The 17647-nt window shown below is 56.6% G+C and carries 17 protein-coding genes, 1 other RNA gene and 1 pseudogene; 15 read left to right on the forward strand and 4 right to left on the reverse strand.

Going from position 1 to position 17647, the window contains the following annotated elements; genetic code table 11:
* The 7 genes from FHW76_RS26685 to FHW76_RS16050 form a co-directional block, all read left to right on the forward strand.
* Nucleotides 1-95, forward strand: a 95-nt coding sequence (locus FHW76_RS26685) for a hypothetical protein (RefSeq protein ID WP_373568907.1), incomplete at its 5' end; no start/stop codon positions are given.
* A gap of 385 nt (nucleotides 96-480) precedes the next feature.
* Nucleotides 481-1509 carry an erythrose-4-phosphate dehydrogenase gene (gene epd, locus FHW76_RS16025; RefSeq protein WP_004205289.1) on the forward strand — a complete coding sequence of 343 codons (1029 nt, stop codon included), beginning with the start codon at nucleotides 481-483 and terminating at the stop codon, nucleotides 1507-1509.
* A 39-nt stretch (nucleotides 1510-1548) separates the two neighbouring features.
* Nucleotides 1549-2712, forward strand: coding sequence for a phosphoglycerate kinase (pgk, locus tag FHW76_RS16030; RefSeq protein WP_008806453.1), 1164 nt, complete (start codon nucleotides 1549-1551; stop codon nucleotides 2710-2712).
* 97 nt (nucleotides 2713-2809) lie between these two features.
* Nucleotides 2810-3889, forward strand: a complete 1080-nt coding sequence (fbaA, locus tag FHW76_RS16035) for a class II fructose-bisphosphate aldolase (protein WP_008806452.1) — start codon at nucleotides 2810-2812, stop codon at nucleotides 3887-3889.
* Nucleotides 3890-4080: 191 nt separating this feature from the next.
* Nucleotides 4081-4938 (forward strand): small-conductance mechanosensitive channel MscS, encoded by an 858-nt coding sequence (locus FHW76_RS16040; protein WP_012967232.1) that lies wholly within the window; start codon nucleotides 4081-4083, stop codon nucleotides 4936-4938.
* 151 nt (nucleotides 4939-5089) lie between these two features.
* Nucleotides 5090-5725: an arginine exporter ArgO gene (argO, locus tag FHW76_RS16045; protein ID WP_064323758.1), complete on the forward strand. Its 636-nt coding sequence runs from the start codon at nucleotides 5090-5092 to the stop codon at nucleotides 5723-5725.
* 89 nt (nucleotides 5726-5814) lie between these two features.
* A complete protein-coding gene (locus FHW76_RS16050) occupies nucleotides 5815-6573 on the forward strand; it encodes an oxidative stress defense protein (protein ID WP_044649678.1) in 759 nt (252 codons plus the stop codon).
* A 54-nt stretch (nucleotides 6574-6627) separates the two neighbouring features.
* Here FHW76_RS16050 and argP read toward each other — a convergent pair whose 3' ends face one another.
* A complete protein-coding gene (gene argP / locus FHW76_RS16055; RefSeq protein WP_008806448.1) occupies nucleotides 6628-7521 on the reverse strand; it encodes a DNA-binding transcriptional regulator ArgP in 894 nt (297 codons plus the stop codon).
* Between the two features lie 167 nt (nucleotides 7522-7688).
* On the opposite strand from argP, the gene rpiA reads away from it, so the two are divergent.
* Both rpiA and serA read left to right on the forward strand, forming a co-directional pair.
* Nucleotides 7689-8348: a ribose-5-phosphate isomerase RpiA gene (gene rpiA, locus FHW76_RS16060; RefSeq protein WP_008806447.1), complete on the forward strand. Its 660-nt coding sequence runs from the start codon at nucleotides 7689-7691 to the stop codon at nucleotides 8346-8348.
* Between the two features lie 269 nt (nucleotides 8349-8617).
* Nucleotides 8618-9850 (forward strand): phosphoglycerate dehydrogenase, encoded by a 1233-nt coding sequence (gene serA / locus FHW76_RS16065; RefSeq protein ID WP_032731240.1) that lies wholly within the window; start codon nucleotides 8618-8620, stop codon nucleotides 9848-9850.
* 86 nt (nucleotides 9851-9936) lie between these two features.
* Here serA and FHW76_RS16070 read toward each other — a convergent pair.
* The 3 genes and pseudogenes from FHW76_RS16070 to zapA all read right to left on the reverse strand — a co-directional run.
* Nucleotides 9937-10530: pseudogene (locus tag FHW76_RS16070) on the reverse strand (5-formyltetrahydrofolate cyclo-ligase); the annotation flags it as partial.
* 99 nt (nucleotides 10531-10629) lie between these two features.
* A non-coding RNA gene (ssrS, locus tag FHW76_RS16075) (6S RNA) lies at nucleotides 10630-10813 on the reverse strand.
* 40 nt (nucleotides 10814-10853) lie between these two features.
* Entirely contained in the window at nucleotides 10854-11183 is a 330-nt protein-coding gene (zapA, locus tag FHW76_RS16080; protein WP_004205298.1) for a cell division protein ZapA, read from the reverse strand.
* Between the two features lie 166 nt (nucleotides 11184-11349).
* Here zapA and FHW76_RS16085 point away from each other — a divergent pair, with 166 nt between their 5' ends.
* From FHW76_RS16085 to gcvH, 6 genes are all read left to right on the forward strand, one after another.
* A complete protein-coding gene (locus FHW76_RS16085; RefSeq protein WP_008806444.1) occupies nucleotides 11350-11928 on the forward strand; it encodes a YecA family protein in 579 nt (192 codons plus the stop codon).
* Between the two features lie 23 nt (nucleotides 11929-11951).
* Nucleotides 11952-13268, forward strand: a complete 1317-nt coding sequence (gene pepP / locus FHW76_RS16090; RefSeq protein WP_008806443.1) for a Xaa-Pro aminopeptidase — start codon at nucleotides 11952-11954, stop codon at nucleotides 13266-13268.
* A complete protein-coding gene (gene ubiH / locus FHW76_RS16095) occupies nucleotides 13265-14443 on the forward strand; it encodes a 2-octaprenyl-6-methoxyphenyl hydroxylase (protein ID WP_032733802.1) in 1179 nt (392 codons plus the stop codon). Before pepP ends, ubiH begins: the two co-directional genes overlap by 4 nt.
* A 10-nt stretch (nucleotides 14444-14453) precedes the next feature.
* A complete protein-coding gene (gene ubiI / locus FHW76_RS16100; protein WP_012540581.1) occupies nucleotides 14454-15656 on the forward strand; it encodes an FAD-dependent 2-octaprenylphenol hydroxylase in 1203 nt (400 codons plus the stop codon).
* Nucleotides 15657-16078: 422 nt separating this feature from the next.
* Nucleotides 16079-17173, forward strand: coding sequence for a glycine cleavage system aminomethyltransferase GcvT (gene gcvT, locus FHW76_RS16105; protein ID WP_008806440.1), 1095 nt, complete (start codon nucleotides 16079-16081; stop codon nucleotides 17171-17173).
* 24 nt (nucleotides 17174-17197) lie between these two features.
* Nucleotides 17198-17587, forward strand: a complete 390-nt coding sequence (gene gcvH / locus FHW76_RS16110; protein WP_002916479.1) for a glycine cleavage system protein GcvH — start codon at nucleotides 17198-17200, stop codon at nucleotides 17585-17587.
* The last annotated feature ends 60 nt before the right edge of the window (nucleotides 17588-17647 follow it).

Below are 17647 nucleotides of genomic sequence, written 5' to 3' on the forward strand. Positions count from 1 at the left end.
CCACCTTCGGTGAGTCTGCGCCGGCTGAGCAGCTGTTCGAAGAGTTCGGCTTCACCGTCGACAACGTGGTCGCTAAAGCGAAAGCGCTGCTGTAATGGCTGGTACGGTGCGGGCTGATGCCCTCACCCCAACCCTCTCCCACAGGAGAGGGTGCAAACCCCAAAAACGGTAACCCCTGGGTTACCGTTTTGCTGTTACCTCGCCACCCGGCTTTTTTGTATGCACTATTCTTCGAACATGTAACCACCCTGTGAATTATTCCAAAGGAAATGTGACGCAAGTCATATAGCTGGTTTATTGCGCTGGACAAACATTCCTTTTATTCCTTGTTTCGCTTATTCTAGCTGAAGCGTTTCAGTCGTTTAAATGTTCGACAATTAATCAATCAGTCGCAGTTTGCAGCTGGTAAGGTTCCCCTCAGAGCGTTGCTGGATTACTCTGTCAGCCACCTCAAAAAAGGGTCAGCCTTGCAGGAGATCTATGACCATTCGCATCGCGATTAATGGCTTCGGTCGTATTGGACGCAACGTGGTTCGTGCGCTATATGAGTCCGGGCGTCGTGCGGAAATCACCGTGGTGGCAATCAATGAGCTGGCGGATGCGGCAGGGATCGCGCATTTGTTGAAATATGATACCAGCCATGGCCGCTTCGCGTGGGATGTCCGTCAGGAGCGCGAACAGCTGTTTGTTGGCGATGATGCCATCCGCCTGCTACACGAGCCGACCATTGCGGCGCTGCCGTGGCGCGAGCTGGCGGTAGACGTGGTGCTCGACTGCACCGGCGTATACGGGAGTCGTGAACACGGCGAAGCCCATCTGCAGGCTGGCGCGAAGAAAGTGCTCTTCTCCCATCCTGGCGGCAACGATCTCGACGCGACGGTGGTCTATGGCGTCAATCAGGATGAGCTCCGCGCCGAGCACCGCATTGTCTCCAACGCCTCCTGCACCACCAACTGCATTATTCCGATCATTAAACTGCTCGATGATGCCTATGGCATTGAGTCCGGCACCGTCACCACCATTCATTCGGCGATGCATGACCAGCAGGTGATTGACGCCTACCATCCGGATCTGCGGCGTACCCGCGCGGCCAGCCAGTCGATCATTCCGGTGGATACCAAACTGGCGGCAGGGATCACCCGTATTTTCCCGCAGTTTAATGACCGTTTTGAAGCGATTGCCGTGCGGGTGCCGACGATAAACGTGACGGCAATTGACCTGAGCGTGACGGTGAAAAAACCGGTAAAAGCATGTGAAGTCAACCAGTTGCTGCAAAAAGCAGCACAAGGTGCATTTCATGGTATAGTTGACTATACGGAATTACCGTTGGTCTCGACAGATTTTAACCACGATCCGCACAGTGCTATTGTTGATGGCACGCAAACCCGGGTCAGTGGCGCGCATCTGATCAAAACGCTGGTCTGGTGCGATAACGAATGGGGCTTTGCTAACCGAATGCTCGACACGACGTTAGCGATGGCGGCTATTGGTTTCAGGTTCGACGCATAAACGTCGACAAAACTTTATGAATCAACGAGAGGATTCACCATGTCTGTAATTAAGATGACCGATCTGGATCTGGCTGGTAAACGCGTTTTTATCCGTGCGGATCTGAACGTACCAGTTAAAGACGGGAAAGTAACCAGCGACGCACGTATCCGTGCATCTCTGCCGACCATTGAACTGGCGCTGAAGCAGGGCGCGAAAGTCATGGTTACTTCTCACCTGGGTCGTCCGACCGAAGGCGAGTACAACGAAGAATTCTCTCTGCTGCCGGTTGTTAATTACCTGAAAGACAAACTGTCCAACCCGGTACGTCTGGTTAAAGACTACCTGGATGGCGTGGAAGTGGCTGCCGGTGAGCTGGTGGTTCTGGAAAACGTTCGCTTCAACAAAGGCGAGAAAAAAGACGACGAAGCGCTGTCCAAAAAATACGCCGCGCTGTGCGACGTGTTCGTGATGGATGCTTTCGGTACTGCGCACCGCGCGCAGGCTTCCACCCACGGCATCGGCAAATTTGCTGACGTGGCGTGCGCAGGCCCGCTGCTGGCCGCTGAACTGGACGCGCTGGGTAAAGCGCTGAAAGAGCCGGCTCGTCCGATGGTCGCTATCGTGGGTGGTTCTAAAGTGTCCACCAAACTGACCGTGCTGGATTCCCTGTCTAAAATCGCTGACCAGCTGATCGTTGGCGGCGGTATCGCCAACACCTTCGTTGCTGCCCAGGGCCACAACGTCGGTAAATCCCTGTACGAAGCAGACCTGGTTGATGAAGCTAAGCGCCTGCTGAGCACCTGTGATATCCCGGTTCCGACTGACGTTCGCGTCGCGACCGAGTTCTCCGAAACCGCAACGGCAACCCTGAAATCTGTTAACGACATCAAAGATGACGAGCAGATTCTGGACCTTGGCGACGTTTCCGCACAGAAACTGGCCGACATCCTGAAAAACGCCAAAACCATCCTGTGGAACGGCCCGGTTGGCGTATTCGAATTCCCGAACTTCCGTAAAGGGACTGAAATCGTGGCTAACGCTATCGCGGACAGCGAAGGTTTCTCCATCGCCGGCGGCGGTGACACCCTGGCAGCGATCGACCTGTTCGGCATCGCTGACAAAATCTCCTACATCTCCACTGGCGGCGGCGCATTCCTTGAATTCGTCGAAGGCAAAGTCCTGCCGGCAGTAGCGATGCTCGAAGAGCGCGCTAAGCAGTAATTCAGTTCAGGCGGGGAAACCCGCCTGTTTTTCAGCGCGCTTAAGGGCTCGCGAACCTTCTTCAACGGTCGAAGATACAGATACAGGACTAAGTAACATGTCTAAAATTTTTGATTTCGTAAAACCGGGCGTCATCACTGGCGACGACGTTCAGAAAGTGTTCCAGGTAGCGAAAGAAAACAACTTTGCACTGCCGGCGGTAAACTGCGTAGGTACTGACTCCATCAACGCCGTTCTGGAAGCTGCTGCGAAAGTTCGCTCTCCGGTTATCGTTCAGTTCTCTAACGGCGGCGCCGCGTTCATCGCAGGTAAAGGCGTGAAAACTGACGTTCCTCAGGGTGCTGCTATCCTCGGCGCTATCTCTGGCGCGCACCACGTGCACCAGATGGCTGAGCACTACGGCGTGCCGGTTATCCTGCACACTGACCACTGCGCGAAGAAACTGCTGCCGTGGATCGACGGTCTGCTGGACGCCGGTGAAAAACACTTCGCTGCTACCGGTAAACCGCTGTTCTCTTCTCACATGATCGACCTGTCTGAAGAGTCCCTGCACGAAAACATCGAAATCTGCTCTAAATACCTGGCGCGCATGGCCAAAATGGACATGACCCTGGAAATCGAACTGGGTTGCACCGGTGGCGAAGAAGACGGCGTGGACAACAGCCACATGGACGCTTCCGCCCTGTACACTCAGCCGGAAGACGTGGATTACGCCTACACCGAGCTGAGCAAAATCAGCCCGCGCTTCACCATTGCCGCTTCCTTCGGTAACGTACACGGCGTGTACAAACCGGGTAACGTGGTTCTGACTCCGACCATCCTGCGCGACTCTCAGGAATATGTTTCCAAGAAACACAACCTGCCGCACAACAGCCTGAACTTCGTCTTCCACGGCGGTTCCGGTTCTTCCGCTCAGGAAATCAAAGACTCCGTCAGCTACGGCGTAGTGAAAATGAACATCGATACCGACACCCAATGGGCGACCTGGGACGGTATCCTGCAGTACTACAAAACTAACGAAGCTTACCTGCAGGGCCAGCTGGGCAACCCGAAAGGCGAAGACCAGCCGAACAAGAAATACTACGATCCGCGCGTATGGCTGCGTGCTGCACAGACTTCCATGGTGACCCGTCTGGAGCAGGCATTTAAAGAGCTGAACGCGATCGACGTTCTGTAAGAAAAATCTGTTTCTTACCCTGAAGCCCGCAGCAATGCGGGCTTTTTTATTACTTTAACAACAGGATAGCGTGCAGGAAAACTGTGATCCATTTGGCAAAACGTGCACTTATTGTTTACCCTATAACCTGACTGCCCTGTTGCAGGCTGAGTTATTTACTTCCCCGTTCGGGGATTCATAAGGAATGTTAAATGGAAGATTTGAACGTTGTCGATAGCATCAACAACGCCGGGACGTGGCTGGCACGCAACCAGGAGCTGCTGCTGAGCTATGCCGTCAACATCGTGGCGGCGATCGTTATCCTGGTCATCGGGATGATCGTGGCGCGCATCGTCTCTAACACCGTCAACCGCCTGATGCTGGCGCGTAAGATTGATGCCACCGTTGCTGATTTTCTCTCGGCGCTGGTGCGTTACGCGGTTATCGCCTTCACCCTGATTGCCGCCCTGGGCCGGGTAGGCGTGCAGACCGCCTCGGTCATTGCTGTGCTGGGTGCCGCCGGTTTGGCGGTGGGTTTAGCACTGCAGGGATCGCTGTCGAACCTTGCCGCAGGCGTACTACTGGTGATGTTCCGCCCGTTCCGCGCGGGTGAATATGTCGATCTCGGCGGTATCGCCGGCACCGTGCAGAACGTGCAGATTTTCTCCACCACCCTGCGTACCGCAGATGGCAAAATCGTGGTGGTGCCGAATGGCAAAATCATCGCCGGCAACATCATTAACTTCTCCCGCGAACCGGCGCGCCGCAATGAGTTTATCATTGGCGTATCCTACGATGCTGATATCGACAAGGTGAAGCAGCTGCTGACCTCGATTATCGAATCTGACGATCGTATTCTGCGCGATCGCGAAATGACCGTACGCCTGAACGAACTTGGCGCCTCATCGGTGAACTTCGTGGTTCGCGTGTGGAGCAAAAGCAGCGATCTGCAAAACGTCTACTGGGACGTGCTGGAGCGTATTAAGCGTGATTTCGACGCTAACGGCATCAGTTTCCCGTATCCGCAGATGGATGTTCATGTGGTACAACTGCCGGAAAAAGCAGAGTAAATCATCACTGACAGAGTCAGGCCGGCCATGCCGGCCTTTTTTAATGGCTCACTATTAGCTTAGCTTATTAATGATTAATACTTTCAATTTCCGCTAATAATCCATTCGCGTTATAGTCAGCGCCACTCTCGAACACAGCGGAAAAATCCTTATGTTTACCTATTACTTTCAGGGCCTTGCCCTGGGAGCGGCAATGATTTTGCCGCTTGGCCCGCAAAATGCTTTTGTGATGAATCAGGGGATCCGTCGTCAGTATCACCTGATGATTGCCCTGCTGTGCGCGGTCAGCGACCTGCTGTTGATCTGCGCCGGTATTTTTGGCGGTAGCGCGCTGCTGATGCAATCCCCATGGCTGCTGGCGATAGTGACCTGGGGCGGCGTGGCCTTTTTGTTGTGGTATGGCTTCGGCGCACTGAAAACGGCGTTCAGTCAGGATCTTGAGCTCGCCAGCGCCGAGGTGATGCAGCAGGGGCGCTGGAAAATCATTATAACTATGCTGGCGGTCACCTGGCTGAACCCGCATGTTTACCTGGATACCTTTGTGGTGCTGGGCAGCCTGGGAGGGCAGCTGGCGGTGGAGCCGAAGCGCTGGTTTGCGCTGGGGACCATTAGCGCCTCTTTCCTGTGGTTCTTTGGCCTGGCGCTGTTAGCCGCCTGGCTGGCGCCGCGGCTGCGTACCGCCAAAGCCCAGCGGATCATCAATATTGTGGTCGGCGCCGTCATGTGGTTTATTGCATTTCAGCTGGCAAAAGAGGGCGTCGGCCATATCCTGGCGTTGCTCAACTAAGCGTTGTCCGATGGACTTTCCTGCTGTACGCGCTAAGCTTGCTGGCATGCGTCCCGTAAGGGCGATTTAAGTAACATGGAGAAACGACAGTGAAGTTAAAAGTCTTAGCCCTGGCGGCAGCACTCGGATTTAGCACAATGGCGGCACAGGCAAACGAATTGCCAGACGGTCCGCACATTGTGACTTCAGGTACAGCAAGCGTTGCCGCGGTTCCGGATATTGCCACCCTGGCGATCGAAGTGAACGTCGCGGCGAAAGATGCCGCATCGGCGAAAAAGCAGGCAGACGATCGCGTCGCGCAGTATCTCTCTTTCCTTGAAAAGAGTGGTATCGCGAAAAAAGACATTAGCTCTGCGAATCTGCGTACCCAGCCTGATTATGACTATCAGAACGGGAAAAGCATTCTCAAAGGCTATCGGGCGGTGCGCACCGTGGAAGTGACGTTGCGCCAGCTGGATAAACTTAACGGCCTGCTGGACGGCGCGCTGAAGGCGGGACTGAACGAAATCCGCTCCGTTTCGCTGGGCGTTGCGCAACCGGATGCCTACAAAGATAAGGCGCGTAAAGCGGCGATCGATGACGCGGTGCATCAGGCACAGGAGCTGGCGGCTGGCTTCCACAGCAAGCTGGGGCCGGTCTACAGCGTGCGCTACCACGTCTCCAACTATCAGCCGAGCCCGATGGTGCGTATGATGAAGGCCGCTGACGCTGCGCCGGTTTCAGCCCAGGAAACCTACGAGCAGGCGACTATCCAGTTTGACGACCAGGTTGACGTGGTCTTTGAGCTGCAGCCAGCTCAGGCCGCCGCGCCGGCGAAACCGGCGGAAGAGCCGAAACCAGCGCAGTAAGCGATAGAAACAAAAAAGCCACTTCCCGGAAGTGGCTTTTTTTATGCCGGCGATTTAATCCTGACGCAGCACTTTGTGGCCGTAATCAATAAGCGCATCGGTCACCCGGCGCATCATGCGGCTTTCCGGCGCAAAGCGGTGCCAGTACAGCATACGACGCTGGAACAGACCGGGCGTGAGGTCAATAAGCTCGCCGCTTTTCAGCTCTTTTTCGATTTGCAGATGCGGGATCATACAGCAGGTAGTGCCCTGGCGCGCCAGCTGCACGAAGGCTTCTGATGAGTTAACGATGTGGCAGGGGACGCTACCCGGCGGCAGGTCGAAGTTTTGCTGCAGGAACGCCTGATGCATATCGTCCAGATGATCAAAGGCGACGACCGGCGCTTTCAGCAGCGCAGAACGCGTCACGCCGTTCGGGAAATAGCGTTGCGCAAACTCTTTTGAGGCGACAAACAGGTAATCGAGCGCGCCGAGCTGATCCACCAGACAGCTTGGCAGCGCCTGCGGCTGGATACTCACTGCGCCCACCACTTCCCCACGGCGCAAGCGCTCCTGGGTGCGGGTTTCATCTTCCACCTGCAGGTTAAGACGAATAGGGGAGTCTGACAGAACATTGGCCAGCGCCGGCAGCAGCCAGGTGGCCAGACTGTCGGCGTTCACCGCCAGCGACAACAGCAGCGGCGTGGAGCCGGTCTGCTCGTCGCCCAGCCACTCTTCTTCCAGCAGTTCAACCTGGCGTAACAGGGCCAGCAGCTTTTGCCCCTGCTCGGTGGGGCGTGGCGGCACGGTGCGCACCAGCAGCGGCTGACCGAACATATTTTCCAGCTGCTTAATACGCTGTGAGACGGCGGACTGGGTAATACATAGCTTCTGCGCGGCGCGCTCAAATCCTCGTTCCCTAATCACCGCATCCAGCGCTTGTAGTGTCCTGTAGTCCGGTCGTTTCATTATTCTGGCGTGCCCCCATAACTAATCGTTATCTCGCACTATGACATAAATTTTTATTTGATACAGACGAAATTGGTCTGCTCAGTTGTGTGATCTGCATCGCAGGGACATTTCCACTGTCGATGTTCTATAATGCGCCACAGGCATTCACATCTCGGACCATAATTATGACGCAGGATGAACTGAAAAAAGCAGTAGGTTGGGCGGCGCTGCAATACGTACAGCCAGGGACCATTGTCGGCGTAGGCACCGGCTCGACGGCGGCCCATTTTATTGACGCGCTGGGCACGATGAAGGGGCAGATTGAAGGCGCGGTCTCCAGCTCCGATGCCTCTACCGAAAAGCTCAAAAGCCTCGGGATCCCCGTCTTCGATCTCAACAGCGTCGATCGCCTGGGGATCTATGTTGATGGCGCGGATGAGATCAACGGTCATATGCAAATGATCAAAGGCGGCGGCGCGGCGCTGACCCGTGAGAAGATCATCGCTTCGGTCGCCGATAAATTTATCTGCATCGCCGATGCCTCCAAGCAGGTTGATATTCTCGGCGCATTCCCGCTGCCGGTTGAAGTCATTCCGATGGCGCGCAGCGCCGTCGCGCGTCAACTGGTCAAGCTGGGCGGTCGTCCGGAGTACCGTCAGGGCGTGGTGACCGATAACGGCAACGTCATCCTGGACGTGCATGGCCTGGAAATTCTTGATGCTGTCGCGCTGGAGAATGCCATCAACGGCATCCCTGGCGTCGTGACCGTAGGGCTGTTCGCCAACCGCGGGGCCGACGTGGCACTGATCGGTACGGCCGATGGCGTGAAAACCATCGTAAAATAGTCTGTCCGCAGGGAGCCAGTCGGCTCCCTCGCAAATATTTTTTCACCTGGTGCAATTTGGTGACTTCTGTCACATTTATGCAACCATTCTGATTAACACGCTACCATTAATCTTCTTTCTGGTGTTTTGTCCTGTCATTTCCCTCTGGATGACATTTCTTCAGGACGGCGACGCAAACGTTCATATTGCCGCGATAGTTTTTTTTGATATGTTGCTGAGACGAACTTTCGTTCAGCACGACATCAGTTAAGACAAAACAGGACGGGGAAATGGCTAAGGTATCACTGGAAAAAGACAAGATTAAATTTCTGCTGGTTGAAGGTGTGCATCAAAAGGCAATCGATAGCCTTCGCGCAGCAGGTTACACCAACATTGAATTTCATAAAGGCGCGCTGGACTCCGAACAGCTGAAAGCGTCGATCCGTGATGCCCATTTCATCGGCCTGCGTTCCCGTACCCATCTGACTGAAGAGATTTTCGCCGCGGCGGAAAAACTGGTTGCCGTGGGTTGCTTCTGCATCGGTACCAACCAGGTCGATCTGAACGCCGCCGCGAAGCGCGGTATTCCGGTGTTTAACGCGCCATTCTCGAATACCCGTTCGGTGGCCGAGCTGGTCATCGGTGAGCTGCTGCTGCTGCTGCGCGGCGTGCCGGAAGCCAACGCCAAGGCGCATCGCGGCGTATGGAATAAGCTGGCAGTCGGCAGCTTTGAAGCGCGCGGCAAGAAACTGGGGATTATCGGTTACGGCCATATCGGTACCCAGCTCGGCATTCTGGCGGAATCGCTGGGGATGCATGTCTTCTTCTATGATATTGAAAATAAACTGCCGCTCGGCAACGCCACCCAGGTTCAGCATCTCTCCGACCTGCTGAACATGAGCGATGTGGTCAGCCTGCACGTGCCGGAAAACACCTCCACCAAAAACATGATGGGTGCGGAAGAGCTGGCGCTGATGAAGCCGGGCGCGCTGCTGATCAACGCCTCCCGCGGTACCGTGGTGGATATTCCGGCGCTATGCGATGCGCTGGCGAGTAAGCATCTGGCCGGGGCGGCTATCGACGTCTTCCCGACAGAACCCGCCACCAACAGCGACCCCTTCACTTCGCCACTGTGCGAGTTTGATAACGTGATCCTGACTCCGCATATCGGCGGTTCGACCCAGGAAGCGCAGGAGAACATCGGTCTGGAAGTGGCTGGCAAGCTGGCGAAGTACTCTGACAACGGGTCAACCCTGTCGGCAGTTAACTTCCCGGAAGTTTCTCTGCCGCTGCATGGCGGCCGCCGTCTGCTGCATATCCATGAGAACCGGCCGGGCGTCCTGACCGCCATCAACCAGATCTTCGCCGCGCAGAGCATCAACATTGCCGCGCAGTATCTGCAAACGTCGCCGCAGATGGGCTACGTGGTTATTGATATTGAAGCGGAAGAAGATGTTGCCCAGCAGGCGCTGCAGGCAATGAAAGCGATCCCGGGGACTATCCGCGCCCGTCTGCTGTTCTAATTATTTTTGCCTCTCGGGCAGGACGAGTACCTGCCCGTTTTTTTGTTAATACTTTCCAGGCTGAAATTCTCGTCCTCGCGTACCGACCAACTCCAGGTTTTTCCCGGGGTGATCACCGCTGGTAACGGGATATCCCACTGTTCGCTTGGCAGGCTATCCACCTGCTGGCAGTCGTGCGCGTAGCCTACCGGCTGCAGGCGATACTGCTGCCAGTTTTGCAGCGTCCGGTCGTAAAAACCGCCGCCCATTCCCAGCCGTTGGCCACTGACATCGAAGGCCACCAGCGGGGTCACCAGCACATCGAGTTCAGCGAGCGGCAGCACGTCCCGCACATCGAGCTTCGGTTCGCGGATTTTCAGGCGATTCACTATCAGTTGGCTCTGTGGATGGTAGTGTAAAAACAACAGGTTTCCGGGGCTAAACGGATGCAGCACCGGCAGATACACCCGTTTGCCGGCGCGCCATAGCTGGTCAATTAGCGGCTGGGTGTCCAGCTCGCCGTCAAAGGAGAGGAACAGCGCCACGGTATGAGCGAGTACGACCGGCGGCCAGGCCATCATCCGCTCGGCGGCCTGTTGGGCAAACAGGCGCTGTTGCTCCGGGCTGAGCGCGCGGCGACGCTCGCGGATCTGCTGGCGAATATGCTGTCTGGAGAGCGGGATATCAGGCTGTAGGGTCATACAGGTCTCATTACGAGCAAGCGAAACAGTACGAGGAAGTGTAATACAGGGCGGCAGCAGCCGAAAACAGGAGTGTTGGGATAATGCGAACTAAAGAAGGGAATCTCCGAGATGCCGCCGCAGGCTGTAACCCTTGAACCCTTGGTTCAAGGTGAATGTGTCGTCACAGTTTTAAGGCTTCTCGGACGAACCGAGCATGCTCACCAACCGTGGAGCGCCACATTCTTGTGGTATGAAATATCGGCTCAGGGGACTGGCCCGCTTGCAAACATCTCAGAGAAATTTTGTTCTGGAATTACTCTAACACAGTTAACTGCAAAGTGTTATTCAAACTTTGACCCTGGTCTTTCGCTTATGCGACCTTGCTCAAGCAATGCCTGTTCAATGGTCTGCTGAAGCATCCGAATGCGCTGCTCCATGCTCGAAGCGTAGTCGCGGGTCTTCGCTTTTTCCTGAGTCAACTCATAGCTGATGTTCAACGCGGCGATGAAGACCAGCTGCTCAGTATTTGTGACTCTAGTGCGTTCTTTTAAATCTTGCAACCGCTGATTAAGGTCTTCAGCTGCCTGATTCAGGGCATCCCTTTGTTCAGGCGGGCAATTCACTCGCAGTGAACGGCCGAAAATTTGGAGATCTACGGGTTGTGCAGACATGCCACCTTCCTGCTGATTGACTGCGCTGCCTTCACATCCGAGCCTGGGTCTGCGAAGGGGCGACACTATAGCTACCCTGGTGCAGGGATACAAGCCCTTTTCTGGTTCACCAGGGTCCAAAGTGGTAGCATATCATGAATATTCCTCCCAACGATGACGAATGCGCATGTCTATACAGAACGAAATGCCTGGTTACAACGATGTAGACCAGTTACTGAACCAACAAGGGGTCGGCCTCACCCCAGCCGAAATGCACGGTTTGATCAGCGGATTGCTGTGCGGCGGCAACACGGACAGCAGCTGGCTGCCGCTGGTGCACGACCTGACCAACGAAGGGCTCGCCTTTGGTCATGAACTGGCCCAGGCGCTGCGTAACATGCATTCCGCCATCAGCGATTCACTGGATGACGACGGTTTCCTCTTTCAACTGTATCTACCGGAAGGCGATGCGGTAAGCGTCTTCGACCGCGCCGACGCTCTCGCCGGTTGGGTCAACCATTTCCTGCTCGGCCTTGGCGTCAGCCAACCGAAGCTGGATAAAGTGAAAGACGAGACCGGGGAAGCGATTGACGATCTGCGTAATATTGCCCAGCTGGGCTACGATGAAGACGAAGATCAGGAAGAGCTGGAGATGTCTCTGGAGGAGATTATCGAGTATGTCCGCGTTGCCGCACTGCTGTGCCACGACACTTTTTCTCGTCAGCAGCCAACCGCACCGGAAGTCCGCAAACCGACATTACACTAACTAAAATTCGTTCAGGGGGCGTCATGACTCAGCAGGAATTTCTCTCGCGTCGCCAGGCGCTGCTGGCGCAGATGCAGCCAGGCAGCGCGGCGCTGATTTTCGCCGCACCGGAAGCGGTGCGTAGCGCAGATTCGGAATATCCCTACCGGCAGAACAGCGATTTTTGGTACTTCACCGGCTTCAACGAACCGGAAGCGCTGCTGGTGTTGATCAAAAGCGATGAAACGCACAACCATAGCGTGCTGTTTAACCGGGTTCGCGATCTGACCGCTGAGATCTGGTTCGGTCGCCGTCTGGGCCAGGATGCCGCGCCGGCGAAGCTCGGTGTGGATCGTGCGCTGGCGTTTAGCGAAATCAACCAGCAGCTGTATCAGCTGCTCAACGGCCTGGATGCTATCTACTTCGCCCAGGGTGAATATGCCTATGCCGATGAGATTGTGTTTAACGCCCTCGAAAAACTGCGCAAAGGCTCTCGCCAGAATCTGCAGGCGCCGAACTCGGTCATCGACTGGCGGCCCATCGTGCATGAGATGCGCCTGTTTAAATCTGCGGAAGAGCTGGCAGTGATGCGCCGCGCCGGCGAAATTTCCGCCCTTGCCCATACCCGGGCGATGGAAAAATGTCGCCCTGGCATGTTCGAGTATCAGCTGGAAGGCGAAATTCTCCATGAATTCAACCGCCACGGCGCGCGTTTCCCGTCCTATAACACCATCGTTGGCGGCGGCGAAAACGGCTGCATTCTGCACTACACCGAAAACGAATCCGAGCTGCGCGATGGCGATTTAGTGCTGATTGACGCCGGCTGCGAATACCGCGGCTATGCGGGCGATATCACCCGCACCTTCCCGGTTAACGGTAAATTCAGCAAACCGCAGCGTGAAATCTACGACATCGTGCTGGAGTCGCTGGAAACCGCGCTGGAACTGTATCGTCCGGGCACCTCCATTTATGAAGTTAATCAGGAAGTGGTGCGCATTATGATTACCGGCCTGGTGCGGCTGGGGATCCTGAAAGGCGAGATTGACGAGCTCATCGCCAACAACGCCCACCGCCCGTACTTTATGCATGGCCTGAGCCACTGGTTGGGTCTGGATGTGCACGATGTCGGTAATTACGACACCGACCGTTCGCGGGTACTGGAACCGGGAATGGTGCTGACCGTCGAGCCGGGACTGTATATCGCCACCGATGCCGACGTGCCGGCCCAATATCGCGGCATCGGCATTCGTATTGAAGATGACATCGTCATTACCGAAGACGGCAACGAAAATCTCACCGCCAGCGTGGTGAAGAAGGCGGATGAGATCGAGGCGCTGATGGCGGCGGCGCGCCAGTCATGAGCGTGCTGATCGTCGGCGGCGGGATGACCGGGGCGACGCTCGCGCTGGCCATCTCCCGTTTGACCGGCGGCGCCCTGCCGGTCCATCTGATTGAGGCGCAGGATCCGCATTCGTCACGCCATCCCGGTTTTGACGATCGGGCAATTGCCCTGGCGGCCGGTACCTGCCAGCAGCTGGCGCGCATTGGTATCTGGCAGACCCTGGCTAAACGAGCGACGCCCATCCAGCGGGTCCATGTCAGCGACCGTGGTCACGCTGGTTTTGTGAACCTGGCGGCGGCCGATTACGGCTTGTCGGCGCTGGGGCAGGTGGTTGAACTCCACGATGTCGGCCAGCGGCTGTTTAGTCTGCTGCGCGAGGCGCCGGGCGTCACCCTGCACTGTCCGGCGAAAGTGGAAGCGGTCAGCCGCCGCGAGGAGAGCGTCAGCCTTACGCTTGAGGGCGGCGAAATCATCAACGGTAAGCTGCTGGTGGCGGCGGACGGTTCCCGTTCGTCGCTGGGCGCTCACTGCGGCATCAGCTGGCAGCAGCAGCCGTATGAGCAGATAGCGATCATTGCTAACGTTAGCACTGCGTTGCCGCACGAAGGCCGCGCCTTCGAGCGCTTTACCGAGCATGGTCCGCTGGCGATGCTGCCGATGTCGCAAGGGCGCTGTTCGCTGGTGTGGTGCCATCCGCAGTCGCGGCGCGACGAGGTACAGAGCTGGTCTGACGAACGTTTTTGTCAGGCGTTACAGCAGGCATTCGGCTGGCGGCTGGGGCGTATTACCCATGCCGGTAAGCGCAGCGTCTATCCGTTAGCCTTAACCACCGCCACCCGTGCGGTGTCGCATCGCCTTGCGCTGGTCGGTAATGCGGCGCAGACGCTGCATCCGATCGCCGGGCAGGGCTTTAACCTCGGCCTGCGCGACGTGATGAGCCTGGCGGAGATGCTTGCCGATGCGCACGTGGCCCGCGACGATGTGGGCGATTATTCCCTGCTGTGCCGCTACCAGGCACGGCGGGCAGGTGATAAAGCCGCCACTATCGGTGTCACCGATGGGCTGGTGCATCTGTTTGCCAACCGTTGGGCGCCGCTGGTGGCGGGGCGCAACGTCGGTCTGATGGCCATGGACTTAATTACCCCGGCGCGCGATGCGCTGGCGCAGCGTACCCTCGGTTGGGTTCCCCGTTAAGGAGTAAAACGTGCAAAGTGTTGATGTTGCCATTGTTGGCGGTGGAATGGTGGGACTGGCGGTAGCCTGCGGTTTACAGGGCAGCGGCCTGCGCGTCGCGGTGCTGGAGAAAGCTGCGCCGCAGCCTCTGGCCGCCGATGCGCCGCCGGCGCTGCGCGTTTCGGCGATCAATGCCGCCAGCGAAAAGTTGCTGACTAAGCTGGATGTCTGGCGCGAGATCGTCGCCCAGCGCGCCAGCTGCTATCACGGTATGGAAGTGTGGGACAAAGACAGCTTCGGCCGCATTAGCTTCGATGACCAGAGCATGGGCTTTAGCCATCTGGGCCATATTATTGAAAATGCCGTGGTGCATCACGCATTGTGGCAGAAAGCGCAGCGCTGCGCTGACGTCACCCTGCTGGCGCCTGCGGAACTACAGCAGGTGGCGTGGGGTGAAAACGAAGCCTTTCTCAGCCTGCAGGACGGCAGCATGTTGACCGCGAGGTTGGTGGTGGGCGCTGATGGCGCGAATTCATGGCTGCGTAATAAGGCCGATATTCCGCTGACCTTCTGGGATTACCACCATCATGCGCTGGTGGCGACGATTCGCACCGCTGAGCCGCATCAGGCGGTGGCACGCCAGGCGTTCCATGGCGAGGGTATTCTGGCCTTCCTGCCGCTCAGCGATCCGCACCTGTGCTCGATCGTCTGGTCGCTATCGCCAGCGGAAGCGAAGCGGATGCAGGAGGCTGATGAAGCCACCTTCAACCAGGCGCTGAATATCGCCTTCGATAATTGCCTCGGCCTCTGCCAGCTGGCAAGCGAACGTGAAGTCTTCCCGCTGACCGGCCGCTATGCCCGTCAGTTCGCCGCCCACCGCCTGGCGCTGGTCGGCGATGCCGCGCATACCATCCACCCGCTGGCCGGGCAGGGGGTGAACCTTGGCTTTATGGACGCCGCCGAGCTTATCGACGAGTTGAGGCGCCTGCATGCGCAGGGGAAAGATATCGGCCAGCATTTGTACCTGCGCCGCTATGAGCGCAGCCGCAAACACAGCGCCGCGCTGATGCTGGCGGGTATGCAGGGATTCCGCGAAATGTTCTCCGGCAGCCATCCGGCGAAGAAATTCCTCCGCGACATGGGACTCAAACTGGCCGATTCGCTGCCTGGCGTAAAACCGCAGCTGATTCGTCAGGCGATGGGCCTCAACGATCTCCCCGCCTGGTTACGTTAACCCCGTCACACTTCTTTTACCCGGCCTGCGCGCCGGGTTTTCTCCCTCATTTGAAATATTCTAATTTCACCTCTTTTTTCGCATTAGTTTTATTAATGCGCTCTTTTTTTTGTTAAAGAAATTAGGCCCGTAAAATCGCATAAAACACCATCATTTCCTTATCGATGAAAGCTTAATGTTAATTTTATGTGGCATAAATCGCTTTTTTCCAGTCAATAACTCTGTAGGCTTTTCGGCGGATTTTAGTCATAAGCTAATGTGATGCCCTGAATGAGCTTATGGTTTAGCGCCGGGTTCGGTGGTAAGTTCAGGCAAAAGAGAACGTTTGCGTCGGCGTCCGTCAGCGGTGCCGTCGCCGAATTTCGTGGCGCAAAATCGCCGACAATCTCGTGGCTGGTTCCGTTTTATTCGATGAGGAAAAGATGGCTCAACAGACTCCGTTGTATGAACAACACACGCTATGCGGCGCTCGCATGGTGGATTTCCATGGCTGGATGATGCCGCTGCATTACGGATCCCAGATTGATGAGCACCATGCGGTGCGCGGCGATGCAGGGATGTTCGATGTGTCGCATATGACCATCGTCGATTTCCACGGCAGCCGGATCCGCGAGTTCTTGCGCTATTTGCTGGCCAACGATGTGGCGAAGCTGACCACCCCAGGCAAAGCGCTCTACACGGGAATGCTTACCGCCTCCGCTGGCGTCATCGATGACCTGATTGTCTATTTCCTTTCTGAAGATTATTTCCGCCTCGTTGTTAACTCCGCCACCCGCGAAAAAGACCTCGCCTGGATCTCCGAGCAAGCTGAACCTTACGGCCTTGAAATTACCGTTCGCGACGATCTGTCGCTGATCGCGGTGCAGGGCCCCCAGGCGAAAGCGAAGGCGGCGACGCTGTTTACTGATGCGCAGCGTCAGGCCGTGGAAGGCATGAAGCCGTTCTTTGGCGTGCAGTCCGGCGACCTGTTTATCGCCACCACCGGTTATACCGGCGAAGCGGGCTATGAAATTGCGATGCCGAACGAGCAGGCCGCTGATTTCTGGCGCGGTCTGCTGGACGCTGGCGTTAAGCCGTGCGGTCTCGGCGCGCGTGACACCCTACGCCTGGAGGCCGGGATGAACCTGTATGGCCAGGAGATGGACGAAGGCGTCTCTCCGCTGGCGGCGAATATGGGCTGGACTATCGCCTGGGAGCCCGCCGATCGTAACTTTATCGGTCGCGAAGCGCTGGAGATGCAGCGCGAAAAAGGCACCGAGCAGCTGGTTGGCCTGGTGATGACCGAGAAAGGCGTCCTGCGCGGCGGCCTGCCGGTCCGTTTTACCGATAGCGACGGTAATCAAAAAGAAGGCATTATTACCAGCGGCACCTTCTCGCCGACCCTGGGCTACAGCATCGCGCTGGCGCGCGTGCCGGCCGGGATTGGCGACACCGCGGTGGTGCAAATTCGTAACCGTGAAATGCCGGTAAAAGTGACTAAACCTGGTTTTGTACGCAATGGCAAAGCCATTGTGTGATTTCCCTTTTTTGGAGATGAATTGATGAGCAACGTACCAGCAGAACTGAAATACAGCAAAGAACACGAATGGCTGCGTAAAGAAGCAGACGGCACCTATACCGTCGGGATCACCGAGCATGCGCAGGAGCTGCTGGGCGACATGGTTTTCGTTGACCTGCCGGAAGTGGGCGCCACCGTTGAAGCGGGCGCTGATTGCGCGGTTGCTGAATCCGTGAAAGCGGCTTCTGATATCTACGCGCCGATTAGCGGTGAAATCGTTGCCGTCAACGAAGAGTTAAACGACTCTCCGGAACTGGTCAACAGCGACCCGTATACCGATGGCTGGATCTTCAAAATTAAAGCCAGCGACGAAGCGCAGGTTGCCGCGCTACTGGATGCCGCCGCGTATGAAGCTTTACTGGAAGACGAATAAATACGCTTCATCCTTCATGCTGCAGGGGTGTTGGCTTCCTGGCTCCCCCCGGTCACTTAC

Source organism: Klebsiella sp. RC2 (assembly GCF_014192815.1).
Lineage (GTDB): Bacteria > Pseudomonadota > Gammaproteobacteria > Enterobacterales > Enterobacteriaceae > Klebsiella > Klebsiella variicola.